The organism is Nocardia sp. NBC_01388, from assembly GCF_045040085.1.
In the GTDB taxonomy this organism is placed as follows: domain Bacteria; phylum Actinomycetota; class Actinomycetes; order Mycobacteriales; family Mycobacteriaceae; genus Nocardia.
In genome coordinates this window covers 4,768,325-4,785,599 of the sequence record NZ_CP109553.1, presented here as the reverse complement: position 1 = coordinate 4,785,599, position 17,275 = coordinate 4,768,325, and the positions used below count along the sequence as shown (strand labels likewise).

At 66.0% G+C, this 17,275-nt stretch carries 16 protein-coding genes; 1 reads left to right on the top strand and 15 read right to left on the bottom strand.

Annotated features, from left to right (window positions below):
- Positions 1-161 precede the first annotated feature (161 nt).
- Positions 162-584 carry a hypothetical protein gene (locus OG716_RS23580; RefSeq protein WP_405132933.1) on the top strand — a complete coding sequence of 141 codons (423 nt, stop codon included), beginning with the start codon at positions 162-164 and terminating at the stop codon, positions 582-584.
- Between the two features lie 86 nt (positions 585-670).
- Here OG716_RS23580 and OG716_RS23575 read toward each other — a convergent pair whose 3' ends face one another.
- The 15 genes from OG716_RS23575 to OG716_RS23505 form a co-directional block, all read right to left on the bottom strand.
- Positions 671-3,163, bottom strand: a complete 2,493-nt coding sequence (locus tag OG716_RS23575) for a tyrosine-type recombinase/integrase (RefSeq protein WP_405132932.1) — start codon at positions 3,161-3,163, stop codon at positions 671-673.
- Positions 3,160-4,431, bottom strand: a complete 1,272-nt coding sequence (locus OG716_RS23570) for a tyrosine-type recombinase/integrase (protein ID WP_405132931.1) — start codon at positions 4,429-4,431, stop codon at positions 3,160-3,162. The genes OG716_RS23575 and OG716_RS23570 overlap by 4 nt, the downstream gene beginning before the upstream one ends.
- 224 nt (positions 4,432-4,655) lie before the next feature.
- Positions 4,656-4,922, bottom strand: a complete 267-nt coding sequence (locus OG716_RS23565; RefSeq protein ID WP_405132930.1) for a hypothetical protein — start codon at positions 4,920-4,922, stop codon at positions 4,656-4,658.
- 127 nt (positions 4,923-5,049) lie between these two features.
- Positions 5,050-5,499 (bottom strand): single-stranded DNA-binding protein, encoded by a 450-nt coding sequence (ssb, locus tag OG716_RS23560; protein ID WP_405132929.1) that lies wholly within the window; start codon positions 5,497-5,499, stop codon positions 5,050-5,052.
- Between the two features lie 404 nt (positions 5,500-5,903).
- Positions 5,904-6,125, bottom strand: coding sequence for a hypothetical protein (locus OG716_RS23555; protein WP_405132928.1), 222 nt, complete (start codon positions 6,123-6,125; stop codon positions 5,904-5,906).
- Between the two features lie 7 nt (positions 6,126-6,132).
- The gene (locus tag OG716_RS23550) at positions 6,133-6,993 is read right to left on the bottom strand and encodes a bifunctional DNA primase/polymerase (protein ID WP_405132927.1); all 861 of its coding nucleotides are present in this window, start codon (positions 6,991-6,993) and stop codon (positions 6,133-6,135) included.
- 79 nt (positions 6,994-7,072) lie between these two features.
- Positions 7,073-8,923 (bottom strand): ParB/RepB/Spo0J family partition protein, encoded by a 1,851-nt coding sequence (locus tag OG716_RS23545; RefSeq protein WP_405132926.1) that lies wholly within the window; start codon positions 8,921-8,923, stop codon positions 7,073-7,075.
- A gap of 138 nt (positions 8,924-9,061) precedes the next feature.
- Positions 9,062-9,268, bottom strand: a complete 207-nt coding sequence (locus tag OG716_RS23540; protein WP_405132925.1) for a hypothetical protein — start codon at positions 9,266-9,268, stop codon at positions 9,062-9,064.
- A gap of 139 nt (positions 9,269-9,407) precedes the next feature.
- The gene (locus OG716_RS23535) at positions 9,408-10,640 is read right to left on the bottom strand and encodes a hypothetical protein (RefSeq protein ID WP_405132924.1); all 1,233 of its coding nucleotides are present in this window, start codon (positions 10,638-10,640) and stop codon (positions 9,408-9,410) included.
- Positions 10,641-10,722: 82 nt separating this feature from the next.
- Positions 10,723-11,304, bottom strand: a complete 582-nt coding sequence (locus OG716_RS23530) for a hypothetical protein (RefSeq protein ID WP_405132923.1) — start codon at positions 11,302-11,304, stop codon at positions 10,723-10,725.
- 46 nt (positions 11,305-11,350) lie between these two features.
- A complete protein-coding gene (locus tag OG716_RS23525; RefSeq protein WP_405132922.1) occupies positions 11,351-12,052 on the bottom strand; it encodes a hypothetical protein in 702 nt (233 codons plus the stop codon).
- A 44-nt stretch (positions 12,053-12,096) separates the two neighbouring features.
- Complete coding sequence (locus OG716_RS23520; RefSeq protein ID WP_405132921.1) at positions 12,097-12,909, bottom strand: methyltransferase; 813 nt, start codon at positions 12,907-12,909, stop codon at positions 12,097-12,099.
- A 446-nt stretch (positions 12,910-13,355) separates the two neighbouring features.
- The gene (locus tag OG716_RS23515) at positions 13,356-14,810 is read right to left on the bottom strand and encodes an ATP-binding protein (protein WP_405132920.1); all 1,455 of its coding nucleotides are present in this window, start codon (positions 14,808-14,810) and stop codon (positions 13,356-13,358) included.
- Entirely contained in the window at positions 14,807-15,760 is a 954-nt protein-coding gene (gene dprA / locus OG716_RS23510; protein ID WP_405132919.1) for a DNA-processing protein DprA, read from the bottom strand. The genes OG716_RS23515 and dprA overlap by 4 nt, the downstream gene beginning before the upstream one ends.
- The gene (locus OG716_RS23505; protein ID WP_405132918.1) at positions 15,757-16,863 is read right to left on the bottom strand and encodes a DUF4192 domain-containing protein; all 1,107 of its coding nucleotides are present in this window, start codon (positions 16,861-16,863) and stop codon (positions 15,757-15,759) included. Before OG716_RS23505 ends, dprA begins: the two co-directional genes overlap by 4 nt.
- Positions 16,864-17,275: the final 412 nt, after the last annotated feature.

Here is a 17,275-nt window from a genome sequence, read left to right as displayed (position 1 = left end):
AACCCATATGGGATCTGCTGGAAAGGAAATTGGAGGGTTGCTGGAAATGGGGTGAGAATGGAATTCTGGAAGTGGAAATGGAGAGTGATGGAGGAAAGTTGAATGCGAGAAGCGGCAGGGTCCGGACCGCCGGACGGCCGGGGCAGGAAGGGAGGCACCTGATGGCAGAGAAGCCGAATGCGCGCAAGTGGGCGCGGGAGGTGACAGCGCGGCTGATGGCCGAGCAGGCGTGCGCGCTGCGGGAGAACGAAACCGATCTGACGGAATTCCGCAAGCAGCACAGCCGATGGGAACGAGCGAGGCAACGGCGGGACGCGGCGATCGCCGCAGTGGATGCGCGCTACCGCCAGAGCGAGGCCGATGCCGAAGCGGGCGCGGCCGCCGCGGTGCGGCGGCTGCACGGGCACGGAATGGCGGAGTCGCAGTTGTGTGAGATCACCGGGTTGAGCCTGGCGCGAGTCCCAGATCCCGTGCTTGAACGCCCACGCCCAATGCCCGACAAGCCAGATGAGGACACCGAGCGCGAGCCAGGGCAGTCGGGCGGGGATCGCCCGAGCAGGGGTCAGGACGATCGCGAGCAGTGAGTCGAAAATGATGAAGAATCCGACCAGGCGGGCGAGGAATGGAAAGACCCACCACAACAACATTGTCTGAACTTGGTTGCGAGCGTTCAGCTGCTGGGCGGTGGGTGATTGTCGGGGTCGATGGAGTTGGTGGCGGCGACGTGAAAGCTGGGCATGCCGAGTTCGGTTCGGCGGCGGGTGGCTTGGTGGAGTTGGGCGATCTTGTTGTTGGCGGCACTGAGGCTGACTTTGAGGCCGTCGATCTCGCCGCGCCAGCCCTGTTGTTGGGCTTCGGTGATGCGGTCGAGCAGGTTGTCGCGGATCTCGGTGAGTCGCGGTAGTTGTGCGGGGTCGGGGCGCAGCAGTGGGCAGCGGATGCAGGTGTGTTCGTGGATGCAGTCGGTGCCGTAGGCGCGGCCGCAAGTGCCGAGGGAAAGTTTGCGTTGTTGGAAGTGGCCGAGGAACTCGTCCCACTCGTCATCGGTCGGGGCACGGTATTCGGTGGAGGGGCGCTGCTCGCGGCGACGAGCGAGGAATGCGTGGTGACCGTTGATGGCTTCGTCGGGGTAAACGGCCTTGTAGCCCATCGTGGTGTTGATGCTCGTGTGGCCCATGAGCAGTTGGCAGATGTGGGGTGGCATTCCGTTGCGGATCGCTTCGGTCGCGAAGATGCGCCGGAAGTCGTGAGGCTGGAAGTGGAGCGGGTTGCCGGAGGCGTCGCGCAGGCCGATGTCGTTGAGCGCAGCGGTGATCCAGAGCCGCAGCGTCGCCGCGGCGATGGGCCGGGTGTCGGCGCAGACCCGGTGTTGGAACAGCAGCGGCGTGGAGGCGGTGAAGGTGCGTTCGTGGATGTCGTAGCCGACGACCATCGGGACGGCACCGGTGTGGTCACGGATTCGGTGGATGATCGTAGCGAGGACGTCGGCCAGTTCGGGTGAAATGACCAGCAGCCGTTCGGTGTCGGTTTTGGACGGCATGATGTGCAGCAGCGGGATGAGCTCGTCGGTGGAGGGCAGCCGGTATTGGACCAGGCTGTGATGCGACAGTTCGGTGAGTTCCTCGATGCGGATGCCAGTGGTGCGCAGGACTTCGACCGCGGCCCAGGTCCAGAACGCGATGTCGTCCTCGCGGGTGAGGTCGCGGCGCGCACCGGTGTCGGGGTCCTCGACCCAGATCCGGGTTGTCTTGGTGCGCATGACGGTTCGGCGCAGCGTGATCTCGCTGCAGGTGAAAACCTGGCCGGGGGTGGTGTTTCGGGCGGTTTCCAGAAGTGCCACGGCCCGGGCGCGGGCATCGGCGAGGTGGCGCAGGAACACCGGCAGCACGGGGATGCGTTCGCGGGTGCGCTGATCCATGCGGGACTTGCGGTTCTCGCGTGCGCGGGTGATGTTCGGGCGGATGGAGGCGCGGCTGATCGGGCACGGTACTGACCAGGCGGCCCAGCGTTCGGGTTCCTCACTGGCCCAGTGAGCGATATCGAGATAGAAGCCGCGCACGGTGGACAGGCAGATGGCGGTGTCCATGCGTGGTTCGACGGTCGCGATCAACTGCCCGTCCGCGGCGCGGCGGGTGAGGGTCTTGGTGGCGAGACGTGATTTCCAGGCGGCAGCGATAGCGGGCGGCAGCCGCAGCGAATCGATGCCGGGATGGTGGATCTCGAGGTCTTTCCAGAAGAGCTTGACCAGCAGGTAGGCGAGTTGATTCACGCTGGCGTAGTCCAGGTGCGGGCGGCGTTCGGCCAGATACGCGACCAGCAGGTCACGCACGGGTCGGCAGTCGAGCTGGTATTGATCGACCAGTTCGGTGTCGGTGAGCTGTTCGCGGTAGCGGCGCTCGAGCATCCGCAGCGTCGAGGGGGCATCGGGTGGAAAGTGGCCGAGCTCGTGTAACAGCTGATAGAAGCCCAGACCTTTGTTGCCGAAGCCGCGACGGTCACGCAACTCCATCAGCTCCAGGCAGTCCCCGACGGTGATGTCGGCGATGGCACCGCCCTTGGCGGCCAGCAGGATCGAGATCTCCTCGACCGCGCGGCGGCGCTGCTCGAAATCGACCCCTTTCGCGGTCGCTCGGGCGGTCAGCGCGGCGAATCCCTGCGGGTCCCGAACGCGAGGCAACACCGCACCGAGCGGGAACCGGTGTGGGCTGCCCACGATCCAGGCCAGGTCCGGGCGCAGGACATCGGCATAGATCAGCTGGGCGAGCCCGGAAGTGATGCTCTCGGTCAACGACCGGTCGGCCGTGGTCTCGCCGCGTCGGCGCAGCCACGCCACCACCGGGGGACGCCAGTCGGTGGCCGGGTCCTCGGCAATGCCGGTGGCCAACCATCGCTGCTGCCAGGTGCGGCCATCGTGTTGCTCGAGCCAGTCCAGGAACCGGGTCAAGGCCAGGCGGCGGCGTCGCTGATTGGACACGATGCCGTTGGCGAACGGCGGGGAGGTCAGCCGAGCCACCACCATGGCGCGGCTCCACCGCGTCGCGGTCCATTGCGCGGGAACGATTCTGGGTGGGAACCGCTCACGCCAATCCTGTCCCGCCCGGTTGCGCAGGCGGGGAGGCAGATCGACCTCGGATGTGTGTCCGGACGCGAGGAAGCCGGTCACGATCGGTCCTGACCGAACAGGGTGGCCATGGTCTCGGGCCGGTAACCCAACGCGGGTGCCGGGGCGATGGTGGCATCGCGCTGGGTGAGGCGTTGGTGATGGGCGAGCACGGACGCGATGACGTCTTCGGGCACAGGGTTCAGATAGAGCTGGGTAGTGGTCAGATGTGCGTGGCCGAGCACCCACTGCACGTCGGTCAGCGGCATCGCGGGGTCACGTGCCATCCGGTAGGCGGCGGTATGACGCAGGTCGTGCAGGCTCCAGTTCGCGCCGATCAGCGAGTTGACCCGCGCGAACATCCGATACGCCGCCGGATACGACAACGGCCGCATCGGCCGCCGCATTGTCCACCACAACGGAGCATCAGGTTCAGTCGCGACCTCCGCTTCGATCTGGAGCTGGTAGAGCCGTAACCACACGAACGCATCTGGGGATGCCGGTAACGGCTGGATGGCGCGACTTCCCTTGCGCACCACCGTGATCAGTTGCCGTCCGGGATCGACATCGCAGCCGTGAGCTCCGAGCAATTCCGCCGCCCGCGCTCCGGTGGAGACCCAGAACGCCACCAACGCCCGATCCCGATGCGAGGGCAACCGGGCGAACAGCTCATCGAAGCGGTCATCGGGAATCCGCCGCGGCGCCTGCGTTACGAGCCGTGGCCGATACCGGCCGCTGGGCTGGGACCGTACCGGGTCCGCCGAACCTCGCTGGGAGCCTGGACGTTCCCCGTCTCGCCGGCGCACCAGAGGAAAGGGATTGACGATCGGACCCGATCCCACTTCCAGATGAAAGTCGTAGAAGCTTCGCAGCACCGTCTCGCAATGCGCCCGAGTGCGTGGCGCATATCGGGGTCCCTGGCTCGGTTTGCCGGTGACCGGGTTCACCGATGCCACCGGGTGCACTGTGGCAGTGGGCTTTTCGTGATCGTCGCCGATGTGTCGCCAATGTCGCCGAACCGGTTTGTCCGCGACCTGCAACCAGCGGCAGAAATCCCGAGCCTCCACCCGGGTGACCTGATTCCACGCCATGTCGATGGACCACACGAACCGGAACCACCGCAGCAACGCCAGCCCATACGAGCGCTGTGTCGTCGCTGGCCGTCCCATCGCCTGCAACTCTCGAAGGTATTCCGCCACCGGCGGCACGACCTCCCCGGCTGCGTCCAGCAAGCGATACGGCTGCCATGGATCACCCGTCGCAGGCAGCGAACCCACCAGCGGCACAACCAACCCCGCCAGATCCCTGCCGTTCTGCCTTGGATCACTCACGCGCCGGGACGGTAGCCCTGTCCCTGTGCCCGCACCTCTCGAACAGCGAAAACCGATGCGGTAGTTCAGTCAACAGTTATGGCCGCCAAGATGGCAATGGCGGCAAGCCAGATCAGGCCCATGAGAACACTCCTTTGCGACAGTGCGGCAGGTACGGAGCGAGCTGTCTTCATTGCACGTCGATACCTGCCGGTAGATAACGGGATTGGGAGAATTGGAGTCGATCACCAGCGGGTGGCACGCGGAGATCGGTCGTAGAAGCGGGCCCGCCCGATCAGTCGCTCCTCGTGCGCGCACAGGGCGTGGATATCGGCGGCATCGAGAAGGTCATCAAGGACCTGCGTCAGCTCGTGCACGCGCTGTGCCAGTGCGCGGGTTTCGAGGTCGACCGCCCGCAGGCGAGTGGAAAGGGCAACGATCAGCACAGGCCACGCAGCGAGATCGCGGGCAGCAGCGTTCTGGGAACAGTGCGGGGTGTCGTGGGCGGGCATCGAAGCCACCTCCGAACGGATTCGAGACGAAACCGAGTCCGCCCCAACGGCATACGGCGGGGCGGACTCGGTGCTGAACGGCGGCGGTGCGCCCTGCATGGCAGGGTTCACCGCCGCTGATGAACGATCAGAAGTCGGGCTGGTCCCCGGCTCCGGCGGGCACGAGGGTGCGCTTGCCGCGGCGAGCGGGTTGCGCCTCTGGCTGCTCGACCTCCTCAGCGGTCTGGACTTCGACCGTGGTGAAACGCACCGAGGCTGCGATGTCGTCGACCATGACCTCCGTCATCCACTGGGTGACCCCGTTGCGGTCCTCGTAGCTGCGCTGACGCAGCCGCCCGGTGACGATCACGCGCGTGCCCTTGGACAGGCTCGCCGCGACGTGGTCGGCCATCTCGTTCCACACGACGCAGCGCATGAATGCCGCTGCGCCATCACGCCATTCATTGGACGCGCGATCGTAAACGCGCGAATTCTGGGCGACGGTCAGGTTCGCGACGACCTGACCGCTCTGCAACGTGCGGTGCTCGGGATCTGCGGTGAGGTTGCCGACCACGGTGACGATGATTTCTCCAGCCATGACAATGCACTCCTGTATGCGAAGGGATGAATAAAGCCAGACCGCCGCGCCCTCCGAAACTGCGATACGGATAAATCCGTGATCGGGTGGTGCCCCGGAGGCCGGGCGATCTGCGGCTTCGCCATCAGGGGTGGGCCGGGCCGGCGGGGGTTCTGCGGCGCGGGATGGGGATCGCCGCGCTCTTTGCGGCGACCGGAGCGTCAGCGGAGGCTCGTCCCCATCCCGTGACGCAGGTTCATCGGCGGTTGCCCGGCTCGCCCCTGATCCCCTTGGGGCAGATCGCCGGGACTCCGGGAGACACCCGACTAACTCACTTGCTTGCCCTTTTCCTGCTGCTTCGGGGGAGACGGCACGAATAGGGAGTTGTTCTGGGCAGTGGGCTTGCGGGGTGGCTGGTACTGGATCTAGGTGATGGGCCTGACTCGGCGCGGGTGCTCGCCGTCGTGGAGCTCCCAGTCGCCGTGGCTGTCGCAATAGGCGGTAGAGAGCCAGCGCCGGATTCCCCAGCGCTCCATATCTATCCAGCGGGTCGCCGGATCAGTGCATCCCAGGTGGTAGCAACCGAGGGTGCCGTCCGGCAATCGGTCGAAATGTTGCACGGTGCTCTTGCTGGTGCCCTTTCCCATGAGGTTCCTAACGGCTGTTGGTCGCGGTCGGCAAGTGCCGGGGTCGGCGCGCGCCGATGGTGAGACCGCTGGTGATGGTTCGCTCGAGCTCGCGGGCGGTGAACTGGTAGTGGCCGATGTGTACTGCTGCGGCCGCGGCGAGACCGTCATGAACGAGGCGCTGGTCGAGCTCTCCGCCACCGACAAGACGGCCGAGCCTGAACGCCGCCCAGAACAAGGCTGTATTGCGGGTGCCGTGCACGGCGGCAGTGACCTTGCGGGTCTCGGCATCGACGATGGCGCGCAAATAGGCGCCTGGATGGGATAACGGCGCACCGGGGTTCGCCGCCGGGGCGTGCGATTGTGGCGGTGTGAGCAACCGCAGGAGCCACGGGGGCAGCTCGCTGGGCGGCCGTGGGGTGAGGACTCGGTAATTACCGTCGCCGGTCTGCGAGCCGGCGGCGAGGACGTATCCGCCATGGCCGCGCGAATCGATCCCTGGTGCGATGAGGCCAGCAGTATTGGGCAGGTGCAGCCCGTCGGGAACCTGGTAGTAGAGATGGCGGCCGTTGTTCGGGGTGGCGACGGAGTAGGTGAGCAGCGTTGCTCGTGCACCGGTCTGGGTGGCGAGCCGATAGAGGGCAGCGGGGCCGTCGAGTCCGTGGTGGGTGTCGAGATCGATGACGTGCAGGCCGCTGGGGCCGGTAGCGATTCCGACGTTCTTCCGCGATTTCGGAGGCCAGAACTCTTTGATACGTGTCTCGTCGGTAGTTGCTTCTTGGGGCCAGTTTTTGATCGCGGGGATTTTCGAGTGGGGTTGCAGGGGAAAGACAGACCAGCCTCGCGCTGCCGCGGCCAGGGCGGCGCCGAGGAATCGATTGGAAGACAACGGAACTCCTTCGCGAATAGCAGGGGCAGGCAGGCTTCGGGTACGACCGGGGCCTGCCCGCCTGTGTGGGGTCAGTGGTTCAGGAGTCGATGTCGATGGTGCCGGGATCGATATCGCCGGCGGCGGCCTGCTCGACCGGGGCCAGGTGGTGGCCGTTGTCGGCGAGGAAGTGCAGGTATCGGCGCACCCCGCGGTCGGTGTAGCGCCAGGCGTCCTTGCCGGTGCGCTTCTCGTACGCGCCGAGCACCAGACCCAGCGTGATCACCTGGCAGCGTGCGGGTTTCGCGGTGCTGATCGCGGTGAGCAGTTCGCGGCGCCCCCCGGTGATACCGAGCAACTCGTGCGCGGTGCGGTCGGCGTTGTACTCGCTGAGCAGACCCGGTTCGTCGGCCAGAGACTCCGCGATGAACATCGCCGCGAGCGGCGGCGGGGTCTTGCGGGCGAGGTAGCCGGTGACGTACTCACGCCGGGCCTCGAGCGCGGCCTGGCCCTGTTTGTTGAGCTCCCGCACCCGCCGAGCGGCCTCGCGTTCCTGCTCACGACGTTCGGTCGCGGCACGTTCGGCGGCAATACGTTCGGCCGCTACCCGTTCGGCCGTGACGCGCGCGGCTTCGGCTCGTTGCTCGGCGGCTCGCGCGGCTTCCTCACGTCGTTGAATGTCCTGTGCGGTTTCGACCTCCGCAGGCACGTCCTCGGGGACACCGGTGCCATCGGTTTCCTCGTAGTGGGAGGCAACGTCATCGACCTCTATCGCGCCGGAGACGTCGTTGTCGGAGACTTCGATGTCATGGTCGAAGTCGGTCGCGAGCGCGAACCCCGATTCGTTCAACCGGTCGGCACGCAGATAACAGGTCGGTTCCCACACCGGCTGGCGGTGCACGCTGTCGGCGTGACGCTTTCCTTCGGCGGGTACGGCGTCGGGAAGGCCCCGGGTTTGCCAGTCAACGGTGTCGGGGTCCACGCTGCTGCCGGAATCGGCATCGACCAGGGCTTCCTGATCGGTGGGAAACAGGTACACCACCCAGTCCGCGGCGGTGGCATCCAGATCGTCGGCGGTGATGTCGCGGTCGTCGGTGGTGCGCAGCAGTTCGTAGTTGATGAACCGGTCGTTGTCGGCGGCGGGTTCGCGGGTGAGCACCCCGAAGCCGTGCGCGGCATAGGACAGCGATTCGAGGAACCGTTGCCGCGCTTCGGCACGCTCACCAGCGATCAGCTTGGCCTCGTAGGCGAACATGGACTGTGAGGTGGCCAGTAGACGCGCGACTGCGTCGGTGTCACCGACCTTTTCGTACTCAGCGAGGATCACGGCCTGCTCGAAGTCGAGTTGCCCGGAATCGACTGCGCGGCACGCGGTATCGCTCGCACCGACGGTCACCGCGAGCTTGACTTGATCGCGTTTGCGGCCGATCTCCTGACTGATACGCGTGAGCGACGCGCCGAATTCGAACATCTGCGTCATCCCGGCCGCACGGTCACCGTCGGTCAACGGGATGCGGCAGTCGTTGGCATTGATCTGCTCGGCGATGCGGTTGATCGCACGCTCGGCCGGGGACACCGCCGGGGCCGGGGTGACCCACACCGGGACCTCCGGCAGCTTGAAGGCCAGCGCGGTGAGAACCCGGACCTGCCCTTCGAAAACAGTGATCGTGCCATCGAGTTCCCGGTGTGCCTTGACCGGTGTCTCGACACCACGGTGGCGGATCGAATCGGTGACATCGGGGTGATCGCCGAGGTCGAAAGACTTTCGGACATTGTCATCGATGACCAGTTCGCCGGGCGGCAACATCAACGCCTCCGGCGCGGGCGCGGGCCGTTCGGCAGGGGTTTGCGCGGTCGCGGCCGGTTCGACCACGACGGGTGCCTCCGCGGCGGCGTCGTCGAGGTCGGGGAGGGGATCGGAGGTGAGCGCAGTGTCGATCGCAGTAGACATGAACCTGGACCTTTCGAAAGAGGAAGGGCGGGCACCGAAATCACGAAGATTCCGATACCCGCCCGTGGGATGAGCAGAGTGAACTACTTGCCAATGGCGTTGTGTGCGGGCTGGATTCGGCCCGTCGGAGGTACTGGTTCAAGTGCGTTTGCGGTTGCTGACGTTGAGCGGGTGCAAGACCCAGATTCCGTCGTCGGCGGGTGAGAACAGCCAGTGCTTGCCCGACCACCCCTCGGCATCGCGCCGCCAGGTGGTGACCACCTGTTCCTCCAGACACGATGCGGGGCCGGCGGTCCCGAAATGTGCCGCCTGCTGATACTCCTCACGGGACATGGTGTCGATCATGGAAACGAACCTCCTAGGGAGACAGAAACGGGTGAGGCACCGAACGCTTGCCGGTGTCTCACCCGAAGGAAACTGGTTGAACTGGAATGAATTACAGCAACTACTGAACGAAACATTATTTGTGGCAGGGTGATTGGAGTCAGACCAGACTCATCGCGTGCAGGGCCAGATCGTCCAGGGCGCCTGCGCGGTCGGCGTCGGGGATGGTCTGGGAGTAGCTGGTGACCGCGTTGGCGATCCCGGCGGCCGTGAGCTGACCACCGGCGATGAAATGCGACAAGATCCCGGTCCGCTCGGCTTCGCTGAAACCCAGTCGCTTGGACAGGGTTTCGAGAGTCTTGTCCGGTTGGGTGACCGGAGCACCGGCAGCGTGTTCGAGTTCCTCGACCCGGGCGGCGAAGAACTCCGGCGACAACCACTGCGTCACATGGTCACGAGTTTCCGCGGTGATGACCGCGAGCTTCTTGCGCAACGTGTCCTGCGACCAGGACACCGCCCCGGCATCCAGGCGTTCACCGAGATGACGTTGGGTGTGGGCGAACATCGGGATGGTCAGCCCGTTACCGCAAACCTGCACCACCAGCTCCGGGGTCAACCGGACCGCGTGGTGGCCGGTTTCATCGTTGCTGAACCGGAACCCGGCGAACACCACCGGCTCACTGCCGAGTTCGTAGCCTTGGCCCTCGCGTGCGGCGAGTGGCCGCCAACGGTCGAGATCGCCTGCGACACGGCGACGTTCGGCCTCCAACTCCGGGTTGGCGAACGCGCTGCGGTAGTTGGCCAAAAATCGTGGTGCCAGCGCCGACATCTGCGGGGAGTACACCTTGCAGTGCATCGTGGAATCGGTCAGATCGCAGGCCCGGATCTGCGTCTCGGCCCCGGCATCACGGATACCTTCGAGCACGGCGGTGAGCACGTCGAGGTTGTCGATGATCCCGTACCGATCCGACACCATGGCGCGCAGCACACCCGGTTGATTCGGGCCGGCAGCGGTGAACAACCGCAACAGAAACGACCGGTCATCGGGTTCGGGCAGGTCGGTCCCGGTGGGGCCGTGCAGCCAGCCGTTGACGTTGCCGTCATACAGGTCCAAGCGACCCCGCTCCCGTAACTGGCGCAGGTAGCGCACCGGGATACCGAGCTTGTCCGCGATCTGCCCGTCGGCCGCGCCGGTCGGGTTGTACAGGCCATCGACGCAGGCGACCCCACGATCATCGACGACCGGACCGACCCCGAACAACTCGATCATCCCGCCGGTGGCGCGAATCGAGGACGCGGAGGCGACGACATCGACCTTGGCTGCCTGCTGCTGCTCGAGCAACGGCACCAGATCCTGCAACGACAAATGGCGAGCGTAACTGTCTAATGTCATGAGAAGTGTTTCCTTTCACAGGGATTGGATTCATTGGGGTGATGCGGAGGGTTGCCGAGGTCGTGAATTGGACTGCGACCCTTCACAAGTCGCTCTTGGTGCGCACGGCGGCCAGCAGCGCGTCTGCTGCGTCGGCCGCACTGCGCGCTTGGCGGTAGCGCAGACGGGCGATGTCTTTACGCATTTCGGCCAATTCCTGTGCGCGCGAAGCACGGTCGCATCGCTGCGCAGCATCGGTCTGCCGATACTGCGCGACCCGCAGATCGGTGAGGAACCGGCGCGACAACGCCACCAGCACGGTGCGTACCGCCTGCTCGATATGGGCGGGCTGATCGGTGAGTAACCGCCCCACCTCGACGACCAGGTGACCGGGTTCGCCCAGACAGAGCACCGGCATTCCGGGCTCGTGAGCGCTCCAGTTCGGATGGAACGCCGCGGTACTGACCGGCGCCCCCAGCCAGCGGCCGTGCACCGACAACCCGAAAAACCGGAACACGATCTTCGGGCGGCGCCCGTACCCGCTCTCGCCCGGCACGGCGTGCTCGGCCATATCGGCGAACACGCGCCCGCCGACGGGGACCTCGTCGGTGGGTTCGATGGTGTAGCAGGTGCCATGCTCGCAGGAGTTCTCGTAGGCATCCTCATGGAAGGAAGGAATGGACATAGCGATTCGGAATCCTTTCTGGTGGAGTGAGTTTCACTTGACGTAGCTACTGGCCGGATGTGGCCGGCTCGGGCGTCCAGGACGCGAGGGTGTCGCCGGAGGCCAGATCGGTGATCTCGATCGAATCGACCGTCTCGCCCTGGGCGCGGTTGTGCGCGAGGATCTGCTCCGGGGTCGGAGTATGCGCACTGCACGCATGTGCAACCGTGAGAAAAGGGGCCATCGATCCTCGGACAGTCGTGCGGGTGGCGGCGAGGATGCCCTGGCCGAAATGTTCGGCCAGCTCGCAGCGCGGCGGCAGTGCCACAACGACTTTCACGCCGACAGCGAGCTTGTGCAGCATGCTGTCGCCGCGGGCAATCCACCACGCATCTGCGTGGCGACGCACCACGAAGTCGAGCGGAAGCCGTGCGGTGAGCGCGCGGGCACCGTCATCGGTAAGCGGGCCGGACACCACCACGTGGACCTCGTCACCGCGATCGGTGACGGTGAACGCCGAATCGATCATGTAGGTCGCGCAGCGACGCTCCCTCCGACCGCCCGTGGCGTCGCTCGTGAGAGCCCCACCGGACGAGACCCGGCGAGCCTGACCGCCGAGTTCACGGCGCGCTGCCGCAGCGAGTTGAGCTGACCAGCTCGATTCGGAGATCGGCGGATCATCGAACGAACGAGACAGCGTGACATGCAGCAACGGACCTTCCCGTTGCACGATCACGGTGCTGCCCTGTGGATTTCGGTATCCCGACATCGGGAAATCTCCTTAGATGAGATGGACAGGAAACAGGTGTGAAGTCAGCGGGCTTGCTGTCCGAACGGGCGAAGGGCGCGGGTCGGGCGCAGCACGGTGGGCGCGGTGAAATCGGCGAGGACAAGTTCGGTCTGCGGTGGCGGGTGTCTCCAGTCATTGCGGTAGTGCGCGGTATCGACACCGCACGTGGGCCGCAAGGTGATACCGGTGGACGCGGAGAATCGGGTGTATTCGGCATCGTCTGTGCCCCAGCGCATCTCGGATCGGCCACTGTAGGCGAAAGGGGCTGACTGCTGCGGGATCAGGAACACCCCGTGTCGGGCGAGCTGGGCGGCTACCGCGATCGTGTGGTATTCGAGCCGAGGACCGCGATAGGAAGGTGCGTCCGTGCACCGTGGCACCGGACCGTAGGGCGGGTTGGCGACCGCAGTATCGAAGGGCTGCAACCGCATTCGTGGCAACCGCAGGAGGTCTTCGCATATCCAGACCGCCTCGGGCAGCACCTTCATCCCGACCCGCACATACTCGGGATTGGACTCCACACACACGATGTCGGGAAGCGGTAGCCCTTCGAACCGGTGCGCGAACATCAACGCCCGATGGCAGGCGAACGCCAACGCGCCGATTCCGGCACCCAAATCCAGGACACGCGAACCGATTACGTGCAACGTGAACTCCGACGCCAGCCCGGTGGGGGTGAAGAACGCCCCATCCCGGCATTGACTGGTCCGCTGCGCGGATTCCTGCCAATGATCGAGAACGAATTCCTTCTCCTCCTCGGACAAATCCCGCCGCTGATCGACCAGGCAGCACCCTCGCCGATGATCGACCTCAGCCTGTTTGGTGAGCTTGGACATTCGATTGAAACTCCTTGAAAGTGAGGGGAATTCACCAACTACTCCGCACGGGCGCGAGGCTCGCCGTACTGGATGGGTGGTGAGGTTGCGGATGGTGATCGGCTGGCGTGGGCCACGACGACATGCCCACGCCAGCCGACGGCAAGGCGCCCGGGACCAGCCACACCCGCAACGACCTGGTGGCGGTCGCGCCGTGCGGGTGTGGTCGGTGGGGCGCTTTACGCGGACACCGGCGGCGAGAGTGGGCGGTCAAGCCGTCGCACTGCCAATCGGTGCCACTCCTGTGACAGTTGATGCCCGCCGTGCGTGGCTCGGCGCGGCTTGACCGCCCGCGCCGCCGGTGTAGCGTGCGCGCCGCCCCACCGACCACCCGCAGGACACAAAACCGGTACACACAACCGATCACGCCAATCGGTCACACACGGCCGATTACTGTTGCCGCGCAGTCACAGAGGGCGGCGTAAGCGCAGCGCGCGCTCCAGATCATCGACAGTGGGTGCGACTGCTTCGCGCAGGTCGCACAACGTCCATGCCACAGCCAGTACCGCCCCGGCCTGCGGCGCGGTAAGCGCCCCGGTTCCGGTGAGCCGGTCCAGTTCTCGTACCAGCGGCGATCGCACGCCGAGAACGCCGCGCAGCGCATCGACGGGAACCCGTGCGTTGGTCAGCACCCCGAGCCGCGACCACCGGTGCGCGGCAATCCGGCGCGCGGTGTGCACGCGCTCTCGGCCGGAAAGATTTGCGCGGGAACCTGTTTCGACTGCGCCAGGCTGGACACGAACCCGCACATCAATGCACCCGTCGAGGTCATCACGCGGCCACCGGCAACACACATGCGCTGGCGGTGGTGGGCGATGACCGGTGTTCTTGCAGACACAGTCATGGCCGGTCATCGCCAGCTGGAAATGGGCAGGGTGGACGTTGAATTGCTCAGCGCCGCTGAACCTGACGGTCCCGTCTCGGGTCAGCGTTGCCAGCGCGCAGCGAAGCCTGGAATCGAGGTGCGGGGACTCCGCGCAGGCCAGCACGCCCTGATGCGCTCGTGCCGCCGCACCGGCAGCCTCGGCGGTGCCGAACACGGTGCGCCAGGACGCGGAATGGTGCAGCTCTCGCAGGGGTGGTGTCAGCGGCAGCGGTGACACACATGTCACCTCCGTCCGGGCACGTAGTCTCGCCGCGTCGAGAGCATGGCGACGGGACAACGGGGGAAGCAGCGCATGCAGATAGTGCACTGGCACCAGGGTCGGTGCGCCTGCTGCGCCGGTGACAGCGAGGTGATGTCCACCGGCGGCACACACCTGCACCGCCTCCCGCACTCCCGCATCGGCAGGCACACCGAGGCGGTCACGCGGTTGCGGCACCCGCGTGTGCGGGTGCCGGCGGGGATCGCAGACCCAGGCCAGCACCGCCGAGAGCGTCGGCGCAGTGAACACCTCGACTCCCGCGGTCCGTGAGAGCCGGCCCGCGTGCTCACTGGGAACGACGACCCGGCCGAGACCGGCCTGCCGCACCATGCGCACCACCTGCGCCAACCCGACGGGCGCGCTTACCCGGCCGTCGAGCCCGAGTTGCCCGATGAACACAGTGTCGGCCAGTGCGCGTGCTGGAATCGACCCGTGGGTGGACGCGATCGCGACCGCGACCGCCAGATCGGCTAGGTCGGCGCGGCACTGCGCGGGTACCGGAGCCGAGACGACCAGCCGCCCGCTCGGGAACTGGTGCCCGCCATTGCAGATCGCCGCCCGCACCCGATCCCGCGCCTCACGCGTGATCCCGGTCGTGGACGGTTCCAGGGAGGTGTCGAGCTGGGCGCTCACCGGCAATAACGCGCCGGAGTTGGTGCCGCCCAGACAGATCGACCACACCCGCACCGGATCAGCGCCGTGCGCAACGGTCGTCATCGAATCCCTCCCTGCGATGCGGGCGGCGTATTCACCGGCGTTGCTGCCATGCCGAGCGGCGGTCGTTCGAGCAGCGCCTGACGGATGTCCTCGGCACAGGTCACCAACTGCGCACCACCCTCGGCAATGAATCGGTGACAACCCGCCGACGCCGCCGAGGTCACCGGCCCCGGCACCGCGAACACCGACCGCCCGAAACGCCCCGCCCACCGCAACGTGGACGCCGTTCCCGAACGCCTGCCGGCCTCGACCGCCACTGTCGCCTGCGACAATGCCGCGACCAGACGATTGCGGTCGAGGAAGCTCTCCCGACGAACGGTCGCACCAGGCGGGTACTCGGTGAGGACGAGCCCGTTGTCGGCGATCGAATCCAGCAGCCGGCCGTGCGCGGTCGGATACGGGCGGTCGAGCCCGCACGGCATCACCGCCACAGTCACCCCACCTACAGCCATCGCCGCCCGATGCGCGGCGGCGTCGATACCGAACGCCGCACCGGCCACCACTGTCCAGCCCGAACCGGCGAGATCACCGGCGATCTGTGCGGCGACATGATTGCCGTACTCGGTGCTCGCTCGTGCTCCGATCACCGCGATCGCACGGTCGGTGATCTCCCGCAATGAACGATTCCCGCGGACCCACAACGCCACCGGAGGTACATCACCGGCGTTGTCCGAACACGAGGGCAGACACCCCAGCAAAGGTGGCCACTCCTCATCCTCGGGAGTCACCAATCGACCACCGACACGCTCCATCATGTCCAGATCCCGTGCCGCCACGTGCAGACCGCCAGCACCGCGATCGAGGATCTGCTGATCCACCGCCAGACCACCGGACTGCAGCATCAGCACTGCCCGGCTGGGACCGACCTGATCGATCAGCGACACCAACGGGCCACACGGACCCGATGCCGCGCGAGCCAGCAACGCCCACGCCAGACGATCCACGCTCATCGCAGGACCTCCATACCGGAATCGGTGGCGGCGATACCGATATCGATGCGCAGCTCAGCGGCGGCTTCGATACCAGCGCGCACGAGCTTGTCCAACCGGGCCGGCGGCATCGCCGTCTGCAACCCAATATCGAGCAGGACAGCCATGCGATGCTCAGGATCCGAAGCCAGCGCCTGCTCCAAGGCGATCCCGGCCAGCACACCATCGCCACGCAGATACGCGCTGAACCCCAGCAACATGGCCGATTCGGCCCGATCCGGATCCGGCAGGGCACGCGTCAGAACACCCCACAGATCCTCCGCCGCCCGCGCGTGCGTACCACCCCCGACACCGAACATGACGTCGCGAACAGCGGGATCACGCAGTGCGACAGCGACTTCGGCGATCGTACGCGGCGAGATCTCGACCAGATCGCGGGCCTGGGTGATGACCGACATCACCTGCCACAACGCCATCCTGCTGTAGGCATCGGGATTGTTGATCTCGATCGCACGAACAAACCGGCGATGCGCCTCGGCGACCGCAATCGGCAGAGCGGCGGACACCTGTTCTCGAATCGCCTCGTCGACAGCGATCGAATCAGCCAACTCCTCCCGCGAGGATCGCAGAGCCAGACCATCGAAAACGCGGGTCGCCGCGACCTGCGACGCCGACGGATCCGGCACAAGACCATGGCACTGCGGTAATTCGATGTTCCACCACTCGGCGGTATCACCAATCCGCGACACCCCCCATGCACCAGCGAGAACGACATCGCAACCGGCCAGGCGATCCTGTAAAGCATCGACCAGCGGGCGGTGATCGGCAGCACCGCCGTCACGACCCTCGCCGGGTCGCGAGGTGCGGTCATCGACGATCACCGCCAGCGCGGCGACGACACCGGACCTACCGCACACGTCCGCAATGCGGTGCGGGAGTTGCGCATAGTCATCACCGGCGGTCGGCAGATCGAGACGAGCGACGAGTTGGACTTCGTGCGTGCGGTCAGGTGCCTGTCGCAGCAGAGCAACCACCAACGACCGCTCCGGGACGAAGCCCAGCATCGCGGGTACAGCGGCAATGAAGTGACCGGGTTCCTTGAGCACAATTTCGGACGACGACATAATCGGACTCCTCAATAGGACAAGCCCGACAAGCGCAGTGCGACAACCCAAATAATGATGTTCGCGCCGCGCCTTCGGGGCGGTGGGCGCAACGCGTAGACACCGGCGGCGTCAGTGGGCGGTCAAGCCGAGAAACCCACGACCGGGTCCGCTGTCGATCTGTTGGCACGCACGATGTCCGGCACACGCGGCTTGACCGCCCACGCCGCCGGTGTAGCGTGCGCCCGCCCACCGCCCCGAAGGTGCTGGCGCACTGATAAACCTGTCTTCTCCTCGATACCTGCAGTGTGTCGACCTGGCCGCGTATCCTGATTGTTCGTGGCAGTGAGATTTCCACTCGCGTAAGGAGATTCGCGTTGCCCCCGCGCAGACCCGACTCGCACGTCAATGCGGAAATCGCAATTGTGAAGCT